At 42.9% G+C, this 21,401-nt stretch carries 30 protein-coding genes and 1 pseudogene; 27 read left to right on the top strand and 4 right to left on the bottom strand.

The window, feature by feature from the left end:
- Positions 1-232 precede the first annotated feature (232 nt).
- The 3 genes from MKY34_RS19925 to MKY34_RS19915 all read left to right on the top strand — a co-directional run bounded on the left by MKY34_RS19925 (position 233) and on the right by MKY34_RS19915 (position 5,943).
- A complete protein-coding gene (locus MKY34_RS19925) occupies positions 233-3,298 on the top strand; it encodes an efflux RND transporter permease subunit (RefSeq protein WP_342512848.1) in 3,066 nt (1,021 codons plus the stop codon).
- A 409-nt stretch (positions 3,299-3,707) separates the two neighbouring features.
- Positions 3,708-4,463 carry a TerC family protein gene (locus tag MKY34_RS19920; RefSeq protein ID WP_342512847.1) on the top strand — a complete coding sequence of 252 codons (756 nt, stop codon included), beginning with the start codon at positions 3,708-3,710 and terminating at the stop codon, positions 4,461-4,463.
- Positions 4,464-4,593: 130 nt separating this feature from the next.
- Positions 4,594-5,943, top strand: coding sequence for a potassium transporter TrkG (locus MKY34_RS19915; protein WP_342512846.1), 1,350 nt, complete (start codon positions 4,594-4,596; stop codon positions 5,941-5,943).
- Positions 5,944-6,018: 75 nt separating this feature from the next.
- On the opposite strand, the gene MKY34_RS19910 is transcribed toward MKY34_RS19915, so the two are convergent.
- From MKY34_RS19910 to MKY34_RS19895, 4 genes are all read right to left on the bottom strand, one after another.
- Positions 6,019-7,122, bottom strand: coding sequence for a site-specific integrase (locus MKY34_RS19910; RefSeq protein WP_342512845.1), 1,104 nt, complete (start codon positions 7,120-7,122; stop codon positions 6,019-6,021).
- Between the two features lie 74 nt (positions 7,123-7,196).
- Positions 7,197-7,961: a hypothetical protein gene (locus MKY34_RS19905; RefSeq protein ID WP_342512844.1), complete on the bottom strand. Its 765-nt coding sequence runs from the start codon at positions 7,959-7,961 to the stop codon at positions 7,197-7,199.
- A gap of 17 nt (positions 7,962-7,978) precedes the next feature.
- Positions 7,979-8,425: an ImmA/IrrE family metallo-endopeptidase gene (locus MKY34_RS19900; RefSeq protein WP_342512843.1), complete on the bottom strand. Its 447-nt coding sequence runs from the start codon at positions 8,423-8,425 to the stop codon at positions 7,979-7,981.
- A gap of 21 nt (positions 8,426-8,446) precedes the next feature.
- Positions 8,447-8,860, bottom strand: coding sequence for a helix-turn-helix domain-containing protein (locus MKY34_RS19895; protein ID WP_342512842.1), 414 nt, complete (start codon positions 8,858-8,860; stop codon positions 8,447-8,449).
- A gap of 153 nt (positions 8,861-9,013) precedes the next feature.
- Here MKY34_RS19895 and MKY34_RS19890 point away from each other — a divergent pair, with 153 nt between their 5' ends.
- From MKY34_RS19890 to MKY34_RS19775, 24 genes and pseudogenes are all read left to right on the top strand, one after another.
- On the top strand, positions 9,014-9,241 hold the full coding sequence (locus tag MKY34_RS19890) for a helix-turn-helix transcriptional regulator (protein WP_342512841.1): 228 nt from the start codon (positions 9,014-9,016) through the stop codon (positions 9,239-9,241).
- Positions 9,242-9,387: 146 nt separating this feature from the next.
- A complete protein-coding gene (locus MKY34_RS19885; RefSeq protein ID WP_342512840.1) occupies positions 9,388-9,657 on the top strand; it encodes a group-specific protein in 270 nt (89 codons plus the stop codon).
- A gap of 42 nt (positions 9,658-9,699) precedes the next feature.
- Positions 9,700-10,419 (top strand): ORF6C domain-containing protein, encoded by a 720-nt coding sequence (locus tag MKY34_RS19880; protein WP_342512839.1) that lies wholly within the window; start codon positions 9,700-9,702, stop codon positions 10,417-10,419.
- A 193-nt stretch (positions 10,420-10,612) separates the two neighbouring features.
- Complete coding sequence (locus MKY34_RS19875) at positions 10,613-10,912, top strand: helix-turn-helix transcriptional regulator (RefSeq protein ID WP_342512838.1); 300 nt, start codon at positions 10,613-10,615, stop codon at positions 10,910-10,912.
- Between the two features lie 9 nt (positions 10,913-10,921).
- The gene (locus MKY34_RS19870; RefSeq protein WP_342512837.1) at positions 10,922-11,056 is read left to right on the top strand and encodes a hypothetical protein; all 135 of its coding nucleotides are present in this window, start codon (positions 10,922-10,924) and stop codon (positions 11,054-11,056) included.
- A gap of 387 nt (positions 11,057-11,443) precedes the next feature.
- The gene (locus tag MKY34_RS19865; protein WP_342512836.1) at positions 11,444-11,635 is read left to right on the top strand and encodes a hypothetical protein; all 192 of its coding nucleotides are present in this window, start codon (positions 11,444-11,446) and stop codon (positions 11,633-11,635) included.
- Between the two features lie 93 nt (positions 11,636-11,728).
- Complete coding sequence (locus tag MKY34_RS19860) at positions 11,729-11,974, top strand: hypothetical protein (protein ID WP_342512835.1); 246 nt, start codon at positions 11,729-11,731, stop codon at positions 11,972-11,974.
- On the top strand, positions 11,971-14,010 hold the full coding sequence (locus tag MKY34_RS19855) for a hypothetical protein (RefSeq protein ID WP_342512834.1): 2,040 nt from the start codon (positions 11,971-11,973) through the stop codon (positions 14,008-14,010). Before MKY34_RS19860 ends, MKY34_RS19855 begins: the two co-directional genes overlap by 4 nt.
- On the top strand, positions 14,007-14,198 hold the full coding sequence (locus tag MKY34_RS19850) for a hypothetical protein (RefSeq protein ID WP_342512833.1): 192 nt from the start codon (positions 14,007-14,009) through the stop codon (positions 14,196-14,198). Before MKY34_RS19855 ends, MKY34_RS19850 begins: the two co-directional genes overlap by 4 nt.
- Positions 14,199-15,143, top strand: coding sequence for a RecT family recombinase (locus tag MKY34_RS19845; protein ID WP_342512832.1), 945 nt, complete (start codon positions 14,199-14,201; stop codon positions 15,141-15,143). It begins immediately after the preceding gene.
- The gene (locus tag MKY34_RS19840; RefSeq protein ID WP_342512831.1) at positions 15,143-15,841 is read left to right on the top strand and encodes an MBL fold metallo-hydrolase; all 699 of its coding nucleotides are present in this window, start codon (positions 15,143-15,145) and stop codon (positions 15,839-15,841) included. The genes MKY34_RS19845 and MKY34_RS19840 overlap by 1 nt, the downstream gene beginning before the upstream one ends.
- 33 nt (positions 15,842-15,874) lie before the next feature.
- Positions 15,875-16,696, top strand: a complete 822-nt coding sequence (locus MKY34_RS19835; RefSeq protein ID WP_342512830.1) for a conserved phage C-terminal domain-containing protein — start codon at positions 15,875-15,877, stop codon at positions 16,694-16,696.
- Positions 16,635-17,492, top strand: coding sequence for an ATP-binding protein (locus MKY34_RS19830; protein WP_342512829.1), 858 nt, complete (start codon positions 16,635-16,637; stop codon positions 17,490-17,492). The genes MKY34_RS19835 and MKY34_RS19830 overlap by 62 nt, the downstream gene beginning before the upstream one ends.
- 12 nt (positions 17,493-17,504) lie before the next feature.
- On the top strand, positions 17,505-18,125 hold the full coding sequence (locus MKY34_RS19825) for a hypothetical protein (RefSeq protein ID WP_342512828.1): 621 nt from the start codon (positions 17,505-17,507) through the stop codon (positions 18,123-18,125).
- Between the two features lie 76 nt (positions 18,126-18,201).
- Complete coding sequence (locus MKY34_RS19820) at positions 18,202-18,357, top strand: pilus assembly protein PilO (protein ID WP_342512827.1); 156 nt, start codon at positions 18,202-18,204, stop codon at positions 18,355-18,357.
- The gene (locus tag MKY34_RS19815; protein WP_342512826.1) at positions 18,354-18,650 is read left to right on the top strand and encodes a hypothetical protein; all 297 of its coding nucleotides are present in this window, start codon (positions 18,354-18,356) and stop codon (positions 18,648-18,650) included. The genes MKY34_RS19820 and MKY34_RS19815 overlap by 4 nt, the downstream gene beginning before the upstream one ends.
- Positions 18,647-18,787: a hypothetical protein gene (locus tag MKY34_RS19810; RefSeq protein ID WP_342512825.1), complete on the top strand. Its 141-nt coding sequence runs from the start codon at positions 18,647-18,649 to the stop codon at positions 18,785-18,787. The genes MKY34_RS19815 and MKY34_RS19810 overlap by 4 nt, the downstream gene beginning before the upstream one ends.
- Positions 18,784-19,287: pseudogene (gene ssb, locus MKY34_RS19805) on the top strand (single-stranded DNA-binding protein). Before MKY34_RS19810 ends, ssb begins: the two are co-directional and overlap by 4 nt.
- Before the next feature lie 205 nt (positions 19,288-19,492).
- Entirely contained in the window at positions 19,493-19,750 is a 258-nt protein-coding gene (locus tag MKY34_RS19800; protein WP_342512824.1) for a hypothetical protein, read from the top strand.
- Between the two features lie 2 nt (positions 19,751-19,752).
- The gene (locus MKY34_RS19795) at positions 19,753-20,061 is read left to right on the top strand and encodes a MazG-like family protein (protein ID WP_342515313.1); all 309 of its coding nucleotides are present in this window, start codon (positions 19,753-19,755) and stop codon (positions 20,059-20,061) included.
- A gap of 142 nt (positions 20,062-20,203) precedes the next feature.
- The gene (locus MKY34_RS19790; protein WP_342512823.1) at positions 20,204-20,374 is read left to right on the top strand and encodes a hypothetical protein; all 171 of its coding nucleotides are present in this window, start codon (positions 20,204-20,206) and stop codon (positions 20,372-20,374) included.
- Positions 20,375-20,533 carry a DUF6011 domain-containing protein gene (locus MKY34_RS19785; RefSeq protein ID WP_342512822.1) on the top strand — a complete coding sequence of 53 codons (159 nt, stop codon included), beginning with the start codon at positions 20,375-20,377 and terminating at the stop codon, positions 20,531-20,533.
- Complete coding sequence (locus tag MKY34_RS19780) at positions 20,530-21,012, top strand: DUF1064 domain-containing protein (protein WP_342512821.1); 483 nt, start codon at positions 20,530-20,532, stop codon at positions 21,010-21,012. Before MKY34_RS19785 ends, MKY34_RS19780 begins: the two co-directional genes overlap by 4 nt.
- 18 nt (positions 21,013-21,030) lie before the next feature.
- Positions 21,031-21,267: a hypothetical protein gene (locus MKY34_RS19775; RefSeq protein WP_342512820.1), complete on the top strand. Its 237-nt coding sequence runs from the start codon at positions 21,031-21,033 to the stop codon at positions 21,265-21,267.
- Positions 21,268-21,401 lie beyond the last annotated feature (134 nt).

The following is a 21,401-nucleotide window of genomic DNA, read 5'->3' as shown; positions in this document are numbered from 1 at the left end:
CGCTTGCCCCTTAACGCAGGAGGAATGGATTCCTCCCGTAAAGCTGTCATGAATCATACACCGAAAGCAGACCGCAAATTGTTCAGTGAAAACGAAGATGTTCGCAATTCGCATCAATATTTTATGCAAGTAAATGGTTAATGGCCTGTTAAATAAAAAACACTCACATTTGAAGTCAACTCGTTCTTTGCATATGATAAACGTATGTAGTTGGACAGAGGGGGACGTGTTTATGAAAGTAAGTGACTTTTCAATAAAAAGACCTGTATTTACCATTGTCACGATGTTCTTAGTCATTATTCTCGGAGCGGTATCGTTTTTTCGTATTCCTATTACGCTAATCCCAGAATTGAATCCGCCAGTTGCGGTCGTTGTGACGAATTATCCAGGTGCTTCACCTGCTGAGGTCAGTGAAAAGCTAACGAAACCGTTGGAAAACAGTTTGTCGACTGCACCCGGATTAAAATCGATGCAGTCTTCATCACAGGAAGGCTCGAACTTCATCTTGCTCATGTTTGACTGGGCGACGAATATTGATGATGTTCAGCTCGAAATACTGCAACGGGTGGATCAAGTGCCTATTCCAGAGGGGGCCAATAAACCGCGATTTATGAAATTTGACCCATCGCAGTTCCCGGTCATTCAATTGTCGTTGCGGGCAACGACAGAAGCGGCAGACATCCGGAAAATCGCGGAACAGTTGGAGACAGAATTACGGCGGACAAAAGGGGTCGCGAGTGTGACGGTCTCTGGCAAGCTAATTGAAGAAGTTCAAATTATGCTTGACCAGCAAAAACTTGAGGAGCATGGTTTTGCCCAGTCGGACGTTGTACAAGCAATTCAAGCGAATAATGTATCGATGCCAGGGGAACCGATTGCGACGCCGGATGGCAAGCAACTCACGACACGCATTGTCAGTACGTTGACAACGACAGATGCGATTGCGCAGGTTGCAGTTGGTGTCAATCCACTAACGGGGGAGCAGGTGACGATTGGTGATGTGGCAGACGTAGCGCTTGTTGAGGCAGATTCAGCTACGGAGACACGCGCCAATGACCAACAGGCTGTGTTAATGTCCGTATTGCAGGAATCGGGTGCGAATACAGCTGATGTATCGACGGCCTTTAAAGATGCACTGGATGCTTTGCTTGAAAAAGAAGAATTTACAGGCGTTGAATCTGATATTCTTTTTGACCAAGGAGATTATGTAAAACTTGCGATCAGCAACATCGGGCAGTCACTGATTTTAGGTGGACTTTTTGCGATGCTCGTGTTGTTCTTCTTCCTGCGTGGCATTAAAAGTCCAATCATTATCGGTATCGCGATTCCTTATTCTGTGATTGTGACGTTTGTACTAATGTTCTTTGCAGATTTTTCACTGAATATCATGACACTCGGTGCGTTGGCACTTGGTATTGGGATGCTCGTGGATAATGCCATTGTTGTGATTGAAAATATTGAACGTCATTTAGGGATGGGGAAAGACCCTAAGCAGGCGGCTTCTGATGGCACGAAAGAGGTTGGCGGTGCGATCATTGCATCGACGTTGACGACGCTTGCTGTATTTGTACCGGTTATTTTCATTAGCGGGTTGATTGGGCAAATTTTTACGGAGTTTGCGCTAACGATTTCGTTTAGTTTGTTTGCATCGCTTGTCGTTGCGCTGACAGTTGTGCCAATGATGGCGGGGCATATGTTGAACAAGCCAAGGGGGAATATGGAAGCCCGCAGACGTCGTTCGAAATCCTTGAACAACTTTGAACGCTCTGTGAGGTGGTCGCTGAAATACCGTTCGCTAGTCTTGCTAGTGACGATTGCGCTGCTCGTGCTGAGTGGTATTGGGTTATTCAAAGTAGGGACGGAATTCCTTCCGGCTACGGATGAAGGGTTTGTCAGCATTTCAGTGAAGTTGCCGAATGGTTCTTCCCCAGGCGCTACAGATGAGGTCGTCAAGCGTATTGAAACACAGTTAGCGAAGGAAAAAGATATCGATGTCTATGTGAGTCTCGTTGGCGGAACGCAGGAGGGATTGGCACAAGGTGCATCGAAAGCGAATGTCGCCGAAGTGTACGTTAAATTGGTGCCCTTAGCTAATCGGGAACGTTCTGTTTTTGAATTTGTCGATGAAGTTCAACCGAAAGTAGTGAAGACAGTCGGCGATGATGCGACAATCGGCTTTGTCATGCAAACGGCAGCAGGTTCAAGTCCGAACACGTTGACCTTTTCATTAAATGATACGGATGAGGCGCGATTGAATGAAGTTGTAACGCGGTTAAATACGGAACTGATGACGCTTGATGATGTGATGGAAGTGACGAACAATCTACAAAATACGATTGAAGAAATCCAAATTGAAGTGGATCGCGACAAAGCAACGGGGCAAGGATTAGCGCCTTACCAAATTGCTCAAACTGTCAACAATGTCACTCGCGGTTCATTTGCGACGCAGATGATTAGTGAACAAAACGAAGTGTTCTCGGTTTATGTAAAATATGATGAGCAATTCCGCAACAGTATCGACCAGTTAAGGAATTTGAGGCTTCGTACATCATTAGGGACATTTGTCACTCTCGATGAAGTAGCGAATATCGACATTGCGGAAGGGCCTGTGTCTATTCAGCGTGTCGACCAAGCGCATTCGGTAACATTTAATGTGAAGTATGCATCGTCGAAGTCGCTCGGTGATATGACGACGAAAGTCATGCAGGCGATCGATACGCTAGATATGCCAGAGGAAATTGAGCTCTCCTTTGGCGGGGATAGGGAATTATTTGAGAGTGCCATCGACGATATGTTAATGGCGCTAGCGCTTGCAGTTGTGCTTGTCTATATTGTTATGGCGGCACAGTTTGAATCATTCAAGTATCCATTTGTCATTATGTTCTCTGTACCACTCATGGTGATAGGTGTTGCGGCTGGGTTATTTGCGACGAATACGCCGATTAGTGTGACGGCGATTATTGGGGTGCTCGTTCTCGTTGGGATTGTCGTGAACAATGGGATTGTCCTTGTTGACTATATTAATCAGCGCAAAGAGGCAGGGCTTAGTTCATATGATGCGATTATTGCAGCTGTGAGGGATCGGGTTCGTCCAATTTTGATGACAGCACTGACGACTATTTTAGGTTTGTTGCCGCTTGCGCTAGGTTTAGGCGAAGGAACGGAAATGAATCAACCAATGGGGATTGCCGTCATCGGTGGGCTTGTCAGTTCAACCGTATTGACACTGTACATTGTTCCGATTATCTATAGTCTGTTTGATCGTCAAACGAGAAGACGTGCGGTTGCGAAGGAATGAGTAGGGAAGTTGCTTAGAAACTGTATTCAATGGCTGCCTGCGATTTTATCAGTATGCATAAATGTCGTTCCGCTTGACTATACTATGAATGTGACAGCGAAGCCGATTGATGATTTTATGAACAAAATAAGAACAATCTTGAATATCATATAAAAATCAGTTGAAGTTTTGTTTACATGTTGGCTGAAAGTGGTATACTATATGAAAAGTACCCAACAACTTAATAACTTTTGACATCACGTCAAAGGGGAGTAGCTATAGGGAAACCTATTTCATAGTCGTCAATACATGGCGTATGCCATCGGTTATGATAGCTGGATTTTATCAATTTGAATTCCGACTTAGCGAGACCTTTGCCTTTTATTAGGTGAGGGTCTTTTTAATTTGTGGAAAATTAGGAGGAATGAATTTGGAAGCAATCTTATTGGAATACGCATGGGTACTTGTTGTACTGATTGTACTGGAAGGTCTACTCGCTGCAGATAATGCAGTCGTCATGGCGGTTATGGTGAAACACTTACCACGCCCGCAACAGAAGAAAGCATTATTTTATGGATTACTCGGTGCATTTGTCTTCCGTTTTGCAGCACTGTTCATGATTACGATACTCGTGAATATTTGGCAAATACAAGCACTTGGTGCAGCGTATCTACTATTTATTTCGATTAAAAGTCTTAGGGATCAGCGAAAAGGTGAGGAAGAGCATGTTGATGCGAAGCCGCGCAAACAATCGGGCTTTTGGATGACGGTTTTGAAAGTAGAGCTTGCAGATATCGCATTTGCGCTTGATTCGATGCTGGCGGCAGTTGCACTTGCAGTGACGCTTCCGGAGTTAGGTAATTTCCATATTGGTGGCATTAACGGTGGACAGTTTATTGTTATGCTATTGGGTGGTATTATCGGATTGGTCATTATGCGTTTTGCGGCTCGTCAATTCGTGGTGCTATTAGAAAAATTCCCATCATTGGAGACGGCGGCTTTTTTAATAGTTGGTTGGGTCGGAGTCAAATTGCTCGTGCTGACGTTGGCACATCCGAATTTGCAAATTATTGATGTAGATTTCCCACATTCAACATTGTGGAAAACGACATTCTGGGTTGTTCTTGCGGGAATCGCAATTGGTGGTTATTTGTTAGGCGTGAGGAATAACCATAAGAAAAAATGATGAGAATGAAGAAGCCGTGCGAATATTGCACGGCTATTTTCTTTTTTTCGTGTTCTCCCTTTCCTTTTTAGCATGACTTCTCTAAAATAGGTACAACACCTCTACAGTGGTGAAAGGAACGGTGACTTGTATGAGATTTACGCGTGAAAATTTACGTAGGTTTACACCCGCGCAAATTATCGTCTTCTATTATTTTTTAGCGATTGCCTTTTCCTTTTTATTGTTGAATTTACCGGGTGTTTATAAGCCAGGCGTTCATATCAGTTTTATCGATAGCTTATTTACGGCAGTCAGCGCAGTCAGCGTGACAGGATTGACAACAATTAATATCTGGGATACTTATACGGTTTTTGGACTTTGTATGATTATGGTCGTCCTACAGTTCGGCGGTATCGGCATTATGTCCATTGGGACTTTCTTCTGGCTCATCGTTAAAAAGCGAATTGGTCTCCGCGAACGACAGCTCATTATGGTTGACCACAATCAATATAGCCTCGCGGGAGTCGTTCATCTCATCCGGGAGATTGTTAAAATCATCTTTTTGATTGAGGTTCTCGGTAGCTTATTATTAACCGCGTATATGCTACAGTTTTACGATACGTTTAGTGAGGCGCTACTGAATGGGACGTTTATGGCGGTATCAGCGACGACCAACGCCGGCTTTGATATTACAGGTGCGTCAATGGTCCCTTATTTCAATGATTATTTTGTGCAATCGGTGACGATGGTATTGATTATCCTTGGGGCTATTGGTTTTCCAGTGTTAATCGAAGTGAAGAGTTACTTTTCGAAGAAAGTACCGCATTTTCGTTTTTCCTTGTTCACAAAGATTACGACATTGACGTTTGGCTTACTCCTTTTATGGGGGACCCTCATGATTTTTATTTTGGAATCATTTCATTCTTTTAAAGGAATGGCCTGGCATGAGAAATTGTTCGCTTCGCTGTTTCACTCGGTGTCATCGAGGTCTGCTGGATTGACGACGCATGATGTGACAAGTTTCAGTGAAGCCACGGATATTTTCATCAGCTCACTGATGTTTATAGGGGCATCCCCTAGTTCGGTTGGAGGCGGAATTCGGACGACGACCTTTGCGATTGCCATCCTGTTTCTCATTAACTTTGCACGTGGCAATGAGGTCATTAATGTCTTTCATCGGCAAATCAAGCTCATTGATGTTTTCCGCTCGTATGCGGTCATCATCCTTGCTGGCATGATGGTGATGACAGCGTTACTCATTTTGCTCATTACAGAACCTGATGTATCGGCTGTTGCGCTCTTATTTGAAATTACGTCTGCGTTTGGGACATGCGGCATGTCTCTTGGAATTACATCGGATTTATCTGTCGCTGGAAAAGTGATTATTATGCTTTTGATGTTCATTGGACGTGTTGGACTGATTTCCTTCCTCTATACATTAGGGGGAAAGACCAGAAAACCACATTATCACTTCCCGAAGGAACGGGTAATTATTGGGTGAACGCTTGTAAACGTTGATAGTACTGACTTTTGGAGGGGGTAATCATAAGGTTGCCCCTTTTTTGCCCCTTGAAGGTCAAATTTTGAGATAGGTTTCAAATTTTTCGAGCGCATTTCTTTCGTGTTCAGGAGTAACGTGTAGATAAGTGTTGGCTGTAATATCTATATCTTTATGCCCCAATCGATTGCTAACTGTTTTTATGTCCACGCCTGCTTCCAGCATCATGACGGCGTGCGTGTGGCGGAGCAGGTGGGTTGATTTCCTTTCTGTCAGTCCAGCGCGTTTGAGGAGGGACTTCATAAGATCCTGTGGCTTGGTGTGATAAAACATTTTTCCGTTATCGTCCACAAAAACATAGTCTGACTCTTGATAGTAGAGATTCGTATTTTTATTCTCTTCTTGCCACTCTTTATACATTTTCAATTCACTTATCAATCCATCATCTATGCTAATCGTGCGATAACTTGATTTTGATTTTGGCGGACCTAACCCGAGCCGAGTGCGTTGCCGGTCTATTGTGATTGTTTTTTTCTCGAAGTCGATGTCAGACCAAAATAAGCCCAACAATTCACCGCTGCGGATACCTGTTCGGATTAACGTTATTACCATCATACGTTTAAATATATCTACGTTCTCAATCGCTTTTAATAATCGCAACGCTTCTTGTTTATCCAAAAACATCATCTTTTCTTCTTCTTCCTTCGAAATTTGTATCCCTTTCAAATTATTTTTCTCTAATTCTTCGTGTTCAACGGAGCTATTCATTATTGCCATCATTTCGCCGTGAATACGGTCCACAGTGTTTTTGGCGTAATCATGTTTAATCAGTAAATCGTTGATAAACAATTGATATTCCGACCGCTTAATCTGATTCAATTTATACCCGCTAAATCTAGCAAGTAACTTTTTCTGCCCGTTTTCGGCGGCTATATTACTGGACTCCCTTCTATGTTGACTATTCATACGGTTATGTACATCTAGCCAATTCTCGAACAGCACATCACCTTTCTTGATACGTTCGATACCACCCTGCAACAGTTTTTCTTCTATTATCACAGCGGCGGCACGTGCAGCTGCTTTCGTTTTAAACCCACCCTTTGATATCTCTCGTTGTTTTCCTAAATCATTGTACTTTATACGATACTCCCACGAATCGCCGCGTTTTCTGAAGTAAGCCAATTAAATCCCCTCCAAAATGGAATGTATGTTCTTTTTCTGGTTAAAAGAATAGCCCTGGATAGGGCGGTAAAAAATTATGGTAGTATCAAACCTTTTTCCAATCTCCAGACAGATTGTTCTTCTTGACTGCCTTGCAGATCAATCTGTCCAGTGACCGAAACGGTATCACCTGGATTTACCGCGGCGGTTTGAGCTTTATTCGGAATCGACACGTTGACAATGTATGGCATTAGTTCTGGCTTTTCAAGAGTGATAGTTTTCCAGTCTTCGCCGTTGTGCAAGGAAGGGTCTCCTGCATAAATAAAAATATTATCTCCGGCTTTGTGGACGATTACACCCGACCAATTCAATGCGGATTTTCCTTGTATTTTTTTCTCAAATAGTTCAGTTTGTTCTTCTCCAGGAAGGGAATAAAATTTTTCGGAGAATGTTTGGAAATCAGTATTTGTTTCTAGCATTGCTATTATTTCTTCTTCCGGACTTAATGGAGTTTCAACTTTGTCTTCGTCAACTAGTAAACCTTCTTCGGATTTGCTTTTCAGTTTTTCGTTTTCAAATTCTAGGGTAATGACAGAATCTTTCTCTTCGCCACCCGCGCCGTCATAGAGGTAACGGGTAGGTTTTTTGTACTCACCTTTGGCTTTTCCACCCACCAGTTTCTCAACTTCTTTAAGTGTCATGCCGTTTTCCAATTGCTCGAATTCTTCTTTGGTGATAGTAGCAACTTTCTCTACTTCTTTTGATTTTTCCGGGGAAGGGGTCGGTGCGTCAGTATCTCCGCACGCAGTTAGCGCCAAGCTCCCCGCCAAGAATAGGGTTACTGCGAAATTCTTTTTCATTGTTCTCCTCCTCGCTTCTATTCAATATTACGTAAATTCTTTAAGTGTGCAACCTCTTCCGGTACGCCATGTATACCCGCAACCTCACTAATTGATAAACTACTGTCTTTATATTCATGGAGCGCTTCGTCAGGTAGTAGCAACTCAACCGCAAAGGTATTCGCCTCAACTTCTATACGATCAACCGAAAGGAATGTTTTTTCTCTCAAGAAAGGGGTATTCACCCTCGGATGCATCATCGAATGTCCAAGTTCGTGCGCAAGAACGTATAGTTGCTTCCAACTACTCAAGTTACTATTAATAACGATGTATTTATTTCTCCGGTCGTATTTATAAAAACCTTGTATCTCGTGATGCAAATCCCAATAAACTATATGGATATTTAAAAGTGATGCTAATTTAAAAGGATCGTTAGTTCCATACTGCCTGGTTAAGTTCTCTACAACCGCTTTAATCCAAGTCAACTGGATCACTCCAATATCATATTAGTCATCATCTTTTTTGTATTTGTCAGGAATATATTTCTTATTAATCCGTTGTGTTTGACGAAAGATATGTTCCATTGCTTCTATTAAGGATTCTTTCGCATCTTCACTCATTGGTTCTCCAGAGAAGTTAAGACCATCGGAATTCACTAGGTCGTTTTTAAAGGCTTCTAAACGCTTAGCTATATCTTTTTCATTTTTATCACTCTGTTTAGGGTTATTCGTCAATCCTAATAAGTAGTCAGTCGTGGTGTTATGATAGTCAGCTATTTTTTGAAGTGTTTCATAGTCCGGTTCCCGGTGACCTTGCTCATACATTGCATATGTTGTCCTCGCAACACCTATCCTTTTAGCGAATTCGGATTGCGTGCAGTTGGTTGTTGCGCGTAACTTCCTAAGTTTATCTGAAAGCATGATAATCAACCCCTTCTAACTGTAATTATAGCTACACATTTAGTGTATTCAATAGTTTTACGCGAAATGCGTAATTAGTAGTTGACTATACTCATAGTGTGTAGTATATTTATTTCAAGAGCTACACGGAACGTGTAAAAAGGAGGTGGAGATATGAGAGAATGGTTGAAAGATAAACGTCTCGGAGCCGGGTTAACTCAAGAACAGGTAGCAATGAAGTCCGGAATAGCTAGAACGACATACGCTATGTACGAACAAGGTGAAAGAAACCCGAGTGTTGGTGTTGCTGTGAGTATTGCTGACGTCTTGAAATTCAAGTGGACCATTTTTTTTGAAGATAAAGTACACGAAGTGCGTAAATCGGAAAAACAAGTAATTTAAAAAATAAGCACCTCACACCCAGCAATCTTTGTTCGACCGAGCGGAGTACGCCACGACCTCATTAGAGCGAGCGACAGCCAATAGGCCAACGTCATGACGTCGAACTTTGATTAGTGGGTGTGAAGGAAAAGAAAGGAGTCGAAATCATGATTCAAGTCCAAATCGACGAGCAACAAGTTTTCGAGATTGCTAGAGAAGAAATCAAAACGAAGTTGAAAACCATTGAATCCGAATTTATCTTTTGGGATTTGAAAACACTTTGCGAGAAGACTTGCATGTCGAGAAGTTTTGTTTTAGAAACATTTTTCTTCTTACCGGATTTCCCTAGACACAAGGTTGGCACCAAGTGGGTGATTCCGGCAAAAGAAGCTAGTGAGTATTTGCTTCAATGGTTGAAACATCAGCCGTGCAGTTAAAAGGGTTACCAATCTACTAACTATTAATAGGAGGGATGTTTAATGAACCAATTACAGATTTTCAATCATGAGAAGTTTGGCGGGTTAGAAATATTGACCGTTGAAGGTAAAGAACATTTTCCGGCTAATGACGTTGCGAAGAAACTGGGTTACTCAAATCCGTCGGATGCAGTCAACAGGCACTGCCGGAGTGAGGGGGTCGTGTTTCACGAGGTCCTTACAACAGGCGGTAAACAACAAAAGAAGTTCATCAGCGAAGGAAATTTGTACAGGCTTATCACAAATTCGAAACTACCAGATGCTGAAAGATTCGAAGTTTGGGTGTTCGATGAAGTGCTTCCTTCTATAAGAAAGACCGGTTCATATCAAGTTGGACAACCAGGCAACACAAAACTACTTCTACAAACAGCACTTCAACATGAGGAACGTATCGAAACCGTCGAAACGGACGTGAAGTACTTGAAAGACCACATGCGGATCAACGGGCCACAAGAACAACGCATCAATCGGAATGCTCGCGGCAAGATTGTCGAGTTCTTGGGTGGTAAAGATTCGAACGCTTATAAGGTTATTAGTAAAAAGGTCTTCTCTCAGTTCTGGAACGAGTTTAAAAGATACTTTGAGATTCCTAGATACGGAGAGTTGCCGAAAGTCCGGTTCGACGAAGCTTTGCACTTTATCCAAGAGTGGCAGCCAGATACAAGTTTGCGGCTTGAAATCAAAGCGTTGAACAATCAGCAACATTTGAAGTTGGTCGAGTAGTGAGGAAGGGGCGGGCATGCCCCTTACATAAACGGAGATTGCAGTGCGAGGAATTGCGAGGTTGCAAGGAGGGGTCATTCCATGCAAGTTAACTTGTTCCTTCATTAATTATATTACTAGATTCACATCGGAAATGTTGGTCCGTTTTGGAACATGTTCGAAAATGGAACATTCGAGGGGGTGAAAGGGCGTTATGAATTACGATTACGGGTCGGTACTTCGAGAGACGAGAAAAAGGGCTGACTTGACACAAGATGAAATAGCTCCACTAATACAGACTTCAAGGCCAACTGTTTCTAAATTAGAAAACGGCGATAGGGCACTTAAATTAGATGATTTCATCCAATGGATGCAAGTTGTGTCATCTCGATTACAAGTGCAAAACACAACGCCGATTGAAGCTGGCGTATCGCTAGTGAACGGTGTAGATATAGTGGCTCTATCTCAAACGCTAACCCAATTCGTTGGCGGCTTCATCAAATTCTTTTACTAGGAGGAAATCATGAGAGTGGAAGAAAAGCAGTTACGCGAAGATTTAGCAATTTTTATAGAAAAAATGAAGAAAGCTGGAATTGATGTCACGAAAATAAAAAAGCCGACTGACATAGGGGTCAGCCGACAAATGATTTCTCGATGAATTAATTATAACACAGGTTAGGAGCTTTGGCTCCTATCAAGATGGCTAGTAACGGCCGAGAGGCTAAAACTGCACTTGTTACTAGTCATCTTGATGGGATTCAACCATCGGAAAGGATGATGACGTGTTAACGCTAGCGGAAAAAGGTGACATGTTGCTAATCGTTTTGTCACAATGTATCGCGTTTTACATCGGCACGCGGTGGAAACGCGCAGAGAGGAGTGAAAAGGATGGGTGAAATAGCAGACATGCACATAGACGGAACGTTATGCGGAACCTGCGGCGTTTACATGGGTGAAGGTTACGGATACCCGCAACGCTGTGATGATTGTCACCACGAGATCACTATGGCAGAGGTCGAGAAGGAATATGGAAGGGGGACGCCAAGTGGAACAAGCAATCAATAAGCTGGCATCGTGGTACGGAGTTGAACAGGAAACTTTGGACGACTTAGCTCATGATGTCGCGCAAGCACATTCCGTGGACGAGATGATGCGCGCTAAGGCTTCTTATGAAGTTCAGCATGCAAAAGTCGAAACGCTTTTGGAAGCAATTCGATTGGTTGAAAGCACAAAATAAACCCGCTGTTGGTAGCAGCGAGTTCGGGGTTCTGACAAATATAGTTACTCACATTTTAGCGCAGAACCCCTCAAATGACAAGGAGGAATGAAGTTGAGTAGACAAGCTATTGGCAGGAAAACAGACGCGGCGAGTGTATTAGAACGATTTATTGATGATGAAAGTGACAATCTTTCGCCCAACTTATTTGATGGTTTGGAAGAAGTTGCGGAAGAAATCGAAGAGTTGGCTGAAAATCTCGATGAGCAGATTAATGATTTGGAAGTCATTGTAAGCGAAAGAGATGAAGAAATCGAAGAATTAAAAGCAAAAATCGAAGAATTGGAGGAAGAACAATGAAAGAAATTAAATTGATGGCATTGGCACTTAGGAATTTCAAAGGCGTGAAGGATCTAAAAATCGAGTTAAACGGCGGTGACGCAAAAGTCTATGGCGACAACGCGACAGGAAAGACAACTGTGTACGATGCGTTTCTGTGGCTTTTGTTCAATAAGGATAGCCAAAACAAAACGAAGTTCTCACTCAAAACACTGACACCAGACGGTCAAGAAATGAACAATCTGGAACATGAGGTCGAAGCTTCATTCTTGGTTGATGGACAACCTCTAATTTTGAAAAAGATCCACTACGAAGATTGGACTCAAAAGAGGAACGCATTAGAAGCGACGTTTAAAGGTAACAAAAACAAGTACTTTATTGATGAAGTGCCAACTCCGGAGAAGAAATATAACGAAGCGATTGAAGCATTAATTGATGAAGAGGTTTTTAGGCTCCTAACGTCACCTAGTTATTTCAATGAGCATTTTAAAGGTGGTAAATGGGAAGAACGACGTGAGCTCCTTTTGAAAATTACAGGCGACTTAACAGACGAAGAGGTTATTTCAGCTAACAAAACGCTACAAGAATTGACTGGCATCTTGCAGGGCAGAAAAATCGAGGACCACAAAAAGGTTATTGCTGCTAAAAAGAAAAAAATCAACGATGAAATCAAAAGCATCCCAACTCGTATCAGTGAAATTCACAACATGTTACCAGAAGGAAATGTTGATGTTCCTTCTATAGAGAAAGAAATTGCTGGGATTGAAAAGGAAATCGATGGTCACACAGCGCAAATTAGCAACATTAAAAATGGCACTGCGATTGTTGGTAAGCAACAGGAATTGCAACAGGTCGGACTAGATCTCGAAGCACTTAAACGTGAACTGGAATCAGAGTCAATCGAAAAAGCTAATAAGGTCAATGTGAAAATTCAAGAAGAGCAATCAAACATTTTGATTCTCAAACGCAAAAAAGAAGATTCGGAACACCAAGTCAAACGCAATAACGAAGAATTTGAATCCATCGAAAAGAAACTTATTCCTTTACGCGAGGAATACAACACACTTGAAGCTACTGAATTCACTCACGAGATTGAATGCGTCTGCCCGACTTGTGAGCAAGACTTACCAGCAGATCAAGTGACAGCGACAAAAGAAAAAGCGTTGAATGCCTTCAATCTTAAAAAGTCGCAAAGACTAGAAGAAATCCGAGAGCTGGGGAAAGCGGGAGCTAAGAAGAAAGACGAACTACTTGAGTTGAACAAGAAGCTGGCTGATACAACGGACTCTGCGCAGTCCGATATCGAAGTGAAACAAAAGGTCGTTACCAAGCTTGAAGAAGAACTAGAAGCGCTTAGAGCGGAAGTGAAAGTCGCATACCAAGATGTTCGATACCAAGCGAAGAAAGAAGAACAAGCGCAGTTGAACGAAGAAATTAAATCACTTCAAGATAATGCTGAAAATGCTGTTACAGGCATCGAAAGCGAAGTTGCTACTCTACGTGCCAAACGCAATGAACTTAATCAGCAAATCGCTCAACAGGCCCATTTCGAAGCATCAACTAATCGCATTGCCGAACTCGAAGCGCAACAGGAGCAGCTTGCGAAAGACTTTGAGAATGTCGAAAAAGAATTGTTCCTGATTGAAGAATTTACACGCATCAAGGTGGAAATGTTGGATGAAAAAATCAACAGTAAGTTCAAGATTGCTAGATTCAAACTGACAAATAGACTGGTGAATGGAACTTTGGAGGATGTTTGCGAAACGACTTATAACGGCGTCCCTTACGGTTCTGGCCTTAACAATGCAGCGAAGATTAATGTCGGCTTGGATATCATCCAGACACTATCAGATCATTACGGATTCCGCGTGCCGATCTTTATCGATAACGCCGAGGCGGTTACTCACTTAACTGAAATGGATGCACAGGTTGTCAGTCTCGTTGTATCGGAGCAGGACAAGCAGTTGCGCGTTGAAAAGCAAGGAGTCGAAAAAAGCAACGCGGAACGGTTGATTGAAGAAGGTATGCAGATGCTACACGAGGAGAGTGCTGTATGACTTTAAAGGTGAGAGATAGAGTGACAGTTCTTAATAATGACGGCATTCCTATGGGAGAAGGGTCTATTTTCAGTGTAAACGATTTTCGGGAACCGGAAATGAAGTATGCAATTGACGCTGATTTTTACGATGAAGACTATCTTTTTCTTGGCAAAGAAAACTTAGTGAAAATACAGGAGGACAAATAAATGACTAATCAACTACAGCAAACGCAAAACCAAGCACCAGCTGAATCAAATAAGCAAAATGCAATCGTAACTCAGGTAGCCAAGAAAGTTCAAACTATGGTCGAAAACAATCAAATCAACATCCCAAATAATTATTCAATCGTCAATGCAGTTCAAGCAGCTTATTTCAAGTTAACAGAAGTTGATTTCAAAAAGAAGATAGCGTTGATTGACACAGCAACACCCGACAGTGTCGCATTCTCACTGCAAGATATGGCGATACAAGCACTAAGCGTCGCAAAGAACCAAGGTTACTTCATTGTATACGGCGACAAAATGCAATTTGTTCGTTCCTACCACGGAACACAAGCGGTAATTAAGCGCATGAACGGCATTAAAGACGTATGGGCTAACGTTATCTGGAATGGCGAAAAATTCGACGTCGAATACAACGAACGCGGGCAACTAGCTTTTAAAGGGCATTCGGTGGATTGGAAAGCGGCAACAGGCAAGAAGGAAGACATTGAGGGGGCTTACTGCATCATCGAACGCGAGGACGGAGTACAGTTCTTGACGGTCATGACAATGGCGGAAATCAAAACCTCGTGGTCGCAGTCTTCTATGACGGCGGTGCAGGACAAATACCCGCAGGAAATGGCGAAGCGTACAGTCATCAACAGAGCATCGAAAGCGTTCATCAACACATCTGATGACAGTGATTTATTCATTGGCGCAGTGAATCGCACGACTGAAAACGAGTATGAAAACGAAAGAAAAGAAATTAGTCCAGAATATGAAATTCAGCAAAACGCAAATACAGAGGATTTGGATATTAAGCCAGACCCACAGGTTATCGATATGCCTACCGAAAGCCCTCAAAAGGAACCAGCACCGAGGTACGAAGAGCCAGCGCAACAGACGATGTTCGAACAAGAACCAGTCACATCGAACGGACCCGGCTTCTAATGATTGAAATACGTACTTTAGCAACCGGAAGCACCGGCAACTGCTACCTGATAGATGATGGGGAAACCCGGCTCTTAATTGAGCTGGGAATCCAGTTTAAGAGGATTCAACGGGCATTAAACTATGAAACTTCGAAAATAGCAGCATGTTTAATCAGTCATAGCCACAAGGACCACTGCAAAGGGGTACAGGGAGCGTTGGACGCTTCGATGGATGTTTATATGTCAGAGGCAACTGAAAGCGAGATGGGCATAGAGCACAACCGAATTAGACGGTATGAAAATAAGAAGCAATTCGAAGTTGGTACGTTTACCATTCTTCCGTTCGATGTAAAACACGATGTTGAGAATCACGGGTTTCTTATTCAAAGCGAGAATGGCAGCAAGTTACTTTTCGCTACTGACACTTACTATGTGAAATACAAGTTTAAAGGTCTTACTCACTTGATGATTGAGTGTAACCATTCGAGAAAAATACTTGATGAAAATACAAATTCGGGACGCGTTCATGAATTTTTAGCAAACCGAATTATTGGAAGCCACTTTTCATTGGAGAACTTGCTTGAGTTCTTTAAAGCTAACGATCTATCACGAGTCCAAGAGATTCATTTGCTTCACTTGTCGGACACCAACAGTGACGAGGAAGAGTTTAAACGAGCAGTGCAGGCGGCAACAGGGAAGCTTGTGTACGTGCCTTAATAGTTCTTACATCAACGAAAGGAGACAACGATTGTGAGCGTATACAGACAGGTACAGGTAAGTTTTTGGCAGGACGCTTTTGTTTTGGATTTAACACCAGAAGAAAAATACTTCTATGTCTACCTGATGACAAATAGCAAAACTTCACAAATAGGCATCTACGAACTACCAAAAAGAGTGATTGAAATGGAGACGGGTTACAACCGCGAAACTGTTGAAAAACTGATTCAGAGATTCAAGGATTATGAAAAAATTGATTATAACGAACCAACAAGAGAGATTATTTTATTAAATTGGCCGAAGCACAACTGGAACAACTCACCAAAAATTGTAACACGAGTCGAGAAAGAATTACGGGATGTCAAATATTTGCCATTCGTAACCATGTACCTCACAAACGTTGAATCTATCAAGTCTGATGATGTATCTATACAGCATTTATACCTTATGGATACAAAGAGAACTAATAAAGAGAAAGATAAAGAGAAGAAGAAAGATAAAGATATATTGTCCGATTCTCCGAATCAGGACGACACACCTCTTCCTTACTCTGAAATTATTTCTCACTTGAATAAAAAATGCATTACGCGATATCGAGATACGACATCAAAAACCAGATCGTTGATTAAAGCTCGCATGAACGAGGGTTTTACCCTTGATGATTTCAAACAAGTCATCGACAACAAAGCGGCTGAATGGCTATCAGACTCGAAAATGAATAAATTCCTTAGGCCGGAAACGTTGTTCGGGACAAAATTTGAATCTTACTTGAACGAGAAGGGAGTGAGTGTTGGTGGAAAGCATAGCGGACGTAATGAGCCGATTGAACAGTACGCGGATGGACTTAACTTCTGAAATCTGTTACGAACACGAAACTCTTGTTCGTGGAAATCCTGTGCGAAAAGAAGTTCGCAAGATTCTCTTCGATGGCGAGCTCCTTTGTCCTATGTGCGAGAACAACAAAAACACCAAGCAACTTGAAAATCTGGAGACTGAAAAAGCGCTGTTTGCTACTAACCGGAAAAATTACATGGTGTTAAATAACCAAAGTCTCGTGAAGGACAAAACCCTACTCGATGCATCGTTCAAAAGTTTTCTGGCTATCGGTGACGAGGAGTCGGAAGAGCATGTAAACAAGGAACGCGCGAAAACAGCGGTTAAGCATTATCGTTCTGGAAAAGTGTTTAACACTATGCTGATTGGCGACCCAGGCGTTGGGAAGAGTCATCTTGCAATGAGTATCATTCGGAATCTCAATGAGACAGATGATAAGCAGAGAACATGCTTGTTCATCGACATCGATGAAATGTTTTCGAGAGTCCGTGACAGCTTCTCAAATCGTGAAAGCAAGTACACGGAACGGTATTTTATCCAATTGCTTTCAAGTGTGGATTACTTAGTGCTCGATGACTTGGGTGCGGAAACAGGTTCAACCGACACTGACAACGGCGCATCGAATTACACGATTAGAATCTTGAAAAGTATTGGTGATTCTAGACAAGACAAGTCCACAATCTTCACCACAAATTTAAGCAGAGCTGCGCTTGCGAAGATGTACGACGCAAAAACAGTTTCACGATTATTGCGCGATACGTACTTGATTAAATTCGAAAATACGACAGATAAACGGATCCGGAATATTGAATTTTAGGGGGATGACGGAATGATTGGAAAAGTAAAAATCTCGCAATCCCAAGCGGATGCGATTGAAGTTTATTTATTAGAAAACGATAACGACCGGGAAGAATTTATTAATTGGTTTGGAATCAATCGCAAGTATCGTAATTCGCTTAACGACAACTACAAACCTTTAGCAGATTTAATGTATTCAGATTTGGCGCGGGCATTGTTGATTGGGTACGAAGTCGAACCGGAGTACAAGGGTGGCGATTGGATTGCATTTGAAAAGGTGCCGGGTTCCGGAAAAGTGCTGGTAGGTGTAATCGAAAAAGTAGGCATAAGGAGTGTCGATACCGATTATTTAGCTGATAACGGATACAAACAAAATTTCAGCATGGACAGAATTCGCCACGCAACCCCTGAGGAAATCAAAGCCGAAAAGGAACGTCGGGTGTGGAAGTCGATTGGTAGAGAAGTTGGACAGTTCAAAGTCGGTGATGCCTACCGAACAACTGACGGTGATTGGGGCGCTGTTATTAGCGAGCAAAGCAAAGTGATGGTGGAACGATATTATTCGTCCCGAAAGATTGCTGGACTGTTACCAGCTGAGTCCTATGTGGACTTTGACGAGATTGTGAGTTTTCAAGGTGGTGACGACGAATGAATCTACTAATCGCATTTTTAGGCAGCGCCGTCGTTGCGGGAATCAGTTGGATATTAACGGCAAGGGAGTTGCAGGAATGACTAAATGGATGAACAGTGGTAACGGAATCTACTTGGTACAAGCTATGCGGGTTAAGAGCAAAGCAGAACTGAAAGTCGAGATGGATGCGTTGGAATTGCAGATACAGGAGGCCGAGCGGTATTGGGCTGAGAGGAAGGGGCTGACGGCGTGACCGAAAGTTTTTATGTTTACGAAACACAGGTAAAACCCATTAGGAAATTAGAGGTTGCTGGAGGCGGCGTAATGAAACTCGAAAAGTTTAAGTTTGGTGACATTATCGAAAACGGATGGGCGGGCGAAAAAAGCCCATACAGAGTCGCGATATTCGTGCGGCACAAGAAAGGCACCATCGAAATGACGAACGGTAAGGGTGAGTTTTGGGAAACCGTGCACGATAGAATAAATCGCAATACTCGTTTGGGAAGTATTTTTGAGAATCTGGAGTTGCTGGAGGTGGCGGAATGACTTGGGAAGAGTTGCAAACCTTGAAAGCGGCACAAGAAATTCTCGAACGTTTAGCCAAGGAAACGGAACAAGAAATTTACCAAGCGGCAGCTGATTACGTTGAAACATGTGTCGATAGATGGGAGGCGAAGCCATGATAAATCGTGTCGTTTTAGTCGGCAGGCTCACGAAAGATCCTGAGCTTAAATATACAACTAGCGGTATCGCTGTCTGTCGCTTCACGTTAGCGGTCAATCGTCCGTTTAAAAACGAGGGAGAGCAGCAAGCGGACTTCGTAAGTTGTGTCGCTTGGCGCAAACAGGCGGAGAACATTGCGAACTTCTTGCGGTAGGGTAGCCTCGCCGGAGTCGATGGTCGGATTCAAACAGGCAGTTTCGAGGGGCAGGATGGCAAGAGAGTTTATACGACAGAAGTTGTTGCGGATAGTACTCAGTTCCTTGAGCCGAAAAACAGCAATACAGGAAATGCGCCTAGCGCTTCGAATACCCCACCTCAACAGTCTGGGCATACGAATACACCAAACTATCAATCAAACGCTCAGAATCGAGCGGAAACGACATACAACGCGCCGAATAATGACCCGTTTAGTAATCAAGGTGGACCGATTGAAGTTTCGGATGACGACTTACCATTTTAATCCATTTAATCTATGAAACTTTGAAAAGGGGCGAATCGAATGAAAAGGGTGAGCAAGTCACGACGCAAACGTTGGTTTAAAGCGCACATCAAAAATCAACATAAAACTCAGTTCAAAGAATCGTTTCGAGATCATTTCGTGAGAAAAGGAATACTTAGCGACAGCTAAACCACAATTATCATTCTCCTAAAAGTGAGGGGTCACTATGGATAACGAATGGAAGTGGCAACAGGAAAATGTGAAGCTACAGCACGAAGTTAGTCGATTGCGCAGGGAGTTAGCGGCTTACAAAGTTGGTCAAATACCGAAGAACTCGCGGAAAAGAAAAAACGGTATTTTTACAAAGTGCGAAATGGATTTCATCCGAGAAAACGGATTGAGTCACGATCGAGTTTACCGGTTAACCTACCGTCTCCACTCGGTCCAGGAAGCACTAATCGAAGCGGTGGAGGAGATCTTGTGAATTTGGAAAAACTAGTTGAACGAGTAGAACAATGGTCAATCGATAAAGGCTTGGACAAGGCTGAATCTAGCAAACAGTACTTAAAAGTTGGGGAAGAAAGCGGTGAGGTAGCAGCGGCGTTAGCGAGAAATGACAAGGATGCTCTTCGTGATGGCATTGGGGATGTGGTTGTAACACTAATCATTTTAGCGCAACAAAACGGAATGACGTTGGAAGAGTGCCTACAGCAAGCGTACGACGAGATTAAGGGGCGTACGGGTCAGATGGTGGATGGTGTTTTTGTGAAATCGGAGGATTTGATTAAAAACTGAGGGGGCGCAATCATGCAACTGGCAAACGGGAAGACGTGTTTGGAATGTAAGGTTGATTTGGCGAGGTTTTGGGGTCATAGCTTCTGTGAAAAATGCTTTACACAACTGCTTAGAGAGAATCTAGCGAAAGAGGATGCGCTTCATGCTGGCGACATTGACAAAGAAAGATAGTCGTCAGCAACTGTACTCCTATGGGCATTACACGAGAAGGGAATTAAAGCAGATGCAGTCGGATGGATGGCGGATTGAGCGGGTGGACAAGCCGTTTGTACAGCGGAATAAACACGGAATAGCAGTGGGGAGGGCGATTTGAATGACATGCGGACGATGTGGCAGGAAGCTGAAAACGCAGAAGTCGATTGATGATGGATATGGGCCGGTTTGCAAGGTAAAGCAGGCTATCGAAGATGCGGAGTTTGAAAGGATTCAAATCACGCTTGAAGAGGTTGTTGAGTCGGAGGTGGCAGTTTGAGGAATGCGCAAAGGGTTTCAAACAGACAGAGGGCACCGAAACAATCAAGGGAGTTTATCTCGAAAACTATTACCCTGGACGGAATAAATTTTGATTCAAAAACAGAGGGACTTTATTATATGCACCTTAAAAAAGATCAGTTTATCAAGCAAATTGAGGTGCAACCAGAGTTTCAAATAATCGAACCTTATAAGGTTTCCTGCAAGCGTTGCTATGGCTTAGGTAATCGTCCAAGTCCTAAGACTGGTAATCCTATCAAATGTACTTTATGTCGGGGGAAAGGTGAGCGATGGAAGTCAGGGGCTATTTATACGGCGGACTTTCGAGTAACTTACTTTGATGGATTCGTTGAGGTGATCGACATTAAGGGAGGGCCTGTTACAAGGGATTTTCCCCTCCGGAGGAAATTATTCGAAATGAAAACGGGCATGGAACTGATCGTAGTTCGTTTGAAAAACAAGGAATGGGTGCGGGAATAACAAAGAGGGGCTGAGAACATGAGCAAGTATTTCACAACAAGGGTCACGGGTGGAGATAAAGCGGTAGTCGATAGACGTGTCGCGGAACTTGAATCACGCGGGTTCGAACTTGTATCTATGAGCGAGGATTTGGAGACGCGGAAAATGTTCGCTTTGGATCCCGGGTCATATGGTCCGAAAAAGAAGTTTGCGAATGATTTTACGACGCATAGATATATCGCTGTTATGCGTAGGGCTAATGACGGCAGGGGTTAAGGAGTTGATTGAATGACGGTAGTAACATTTTCGGAATACATCGGAGTCGTCGTGGCTGGCGTGTTGCTGGTGGCTTCGGGGTTTGCGATGGGATGGATGAGCAAGTGACATATATGACACAAAATGTGCAGTAC

The organism is Sporosarcina sp. FSL K6-1522, from assembly GCF_038622445.1.
GTDB lineage: Bacteria > Bacillota > Bacilli > Bacillales_A > Planococcaceae > Sporosarcina.
Note: the sequence above shows the minus strand (reverse complement) of the source record. Positions and strands in the feature narration are given on the sequence as shown.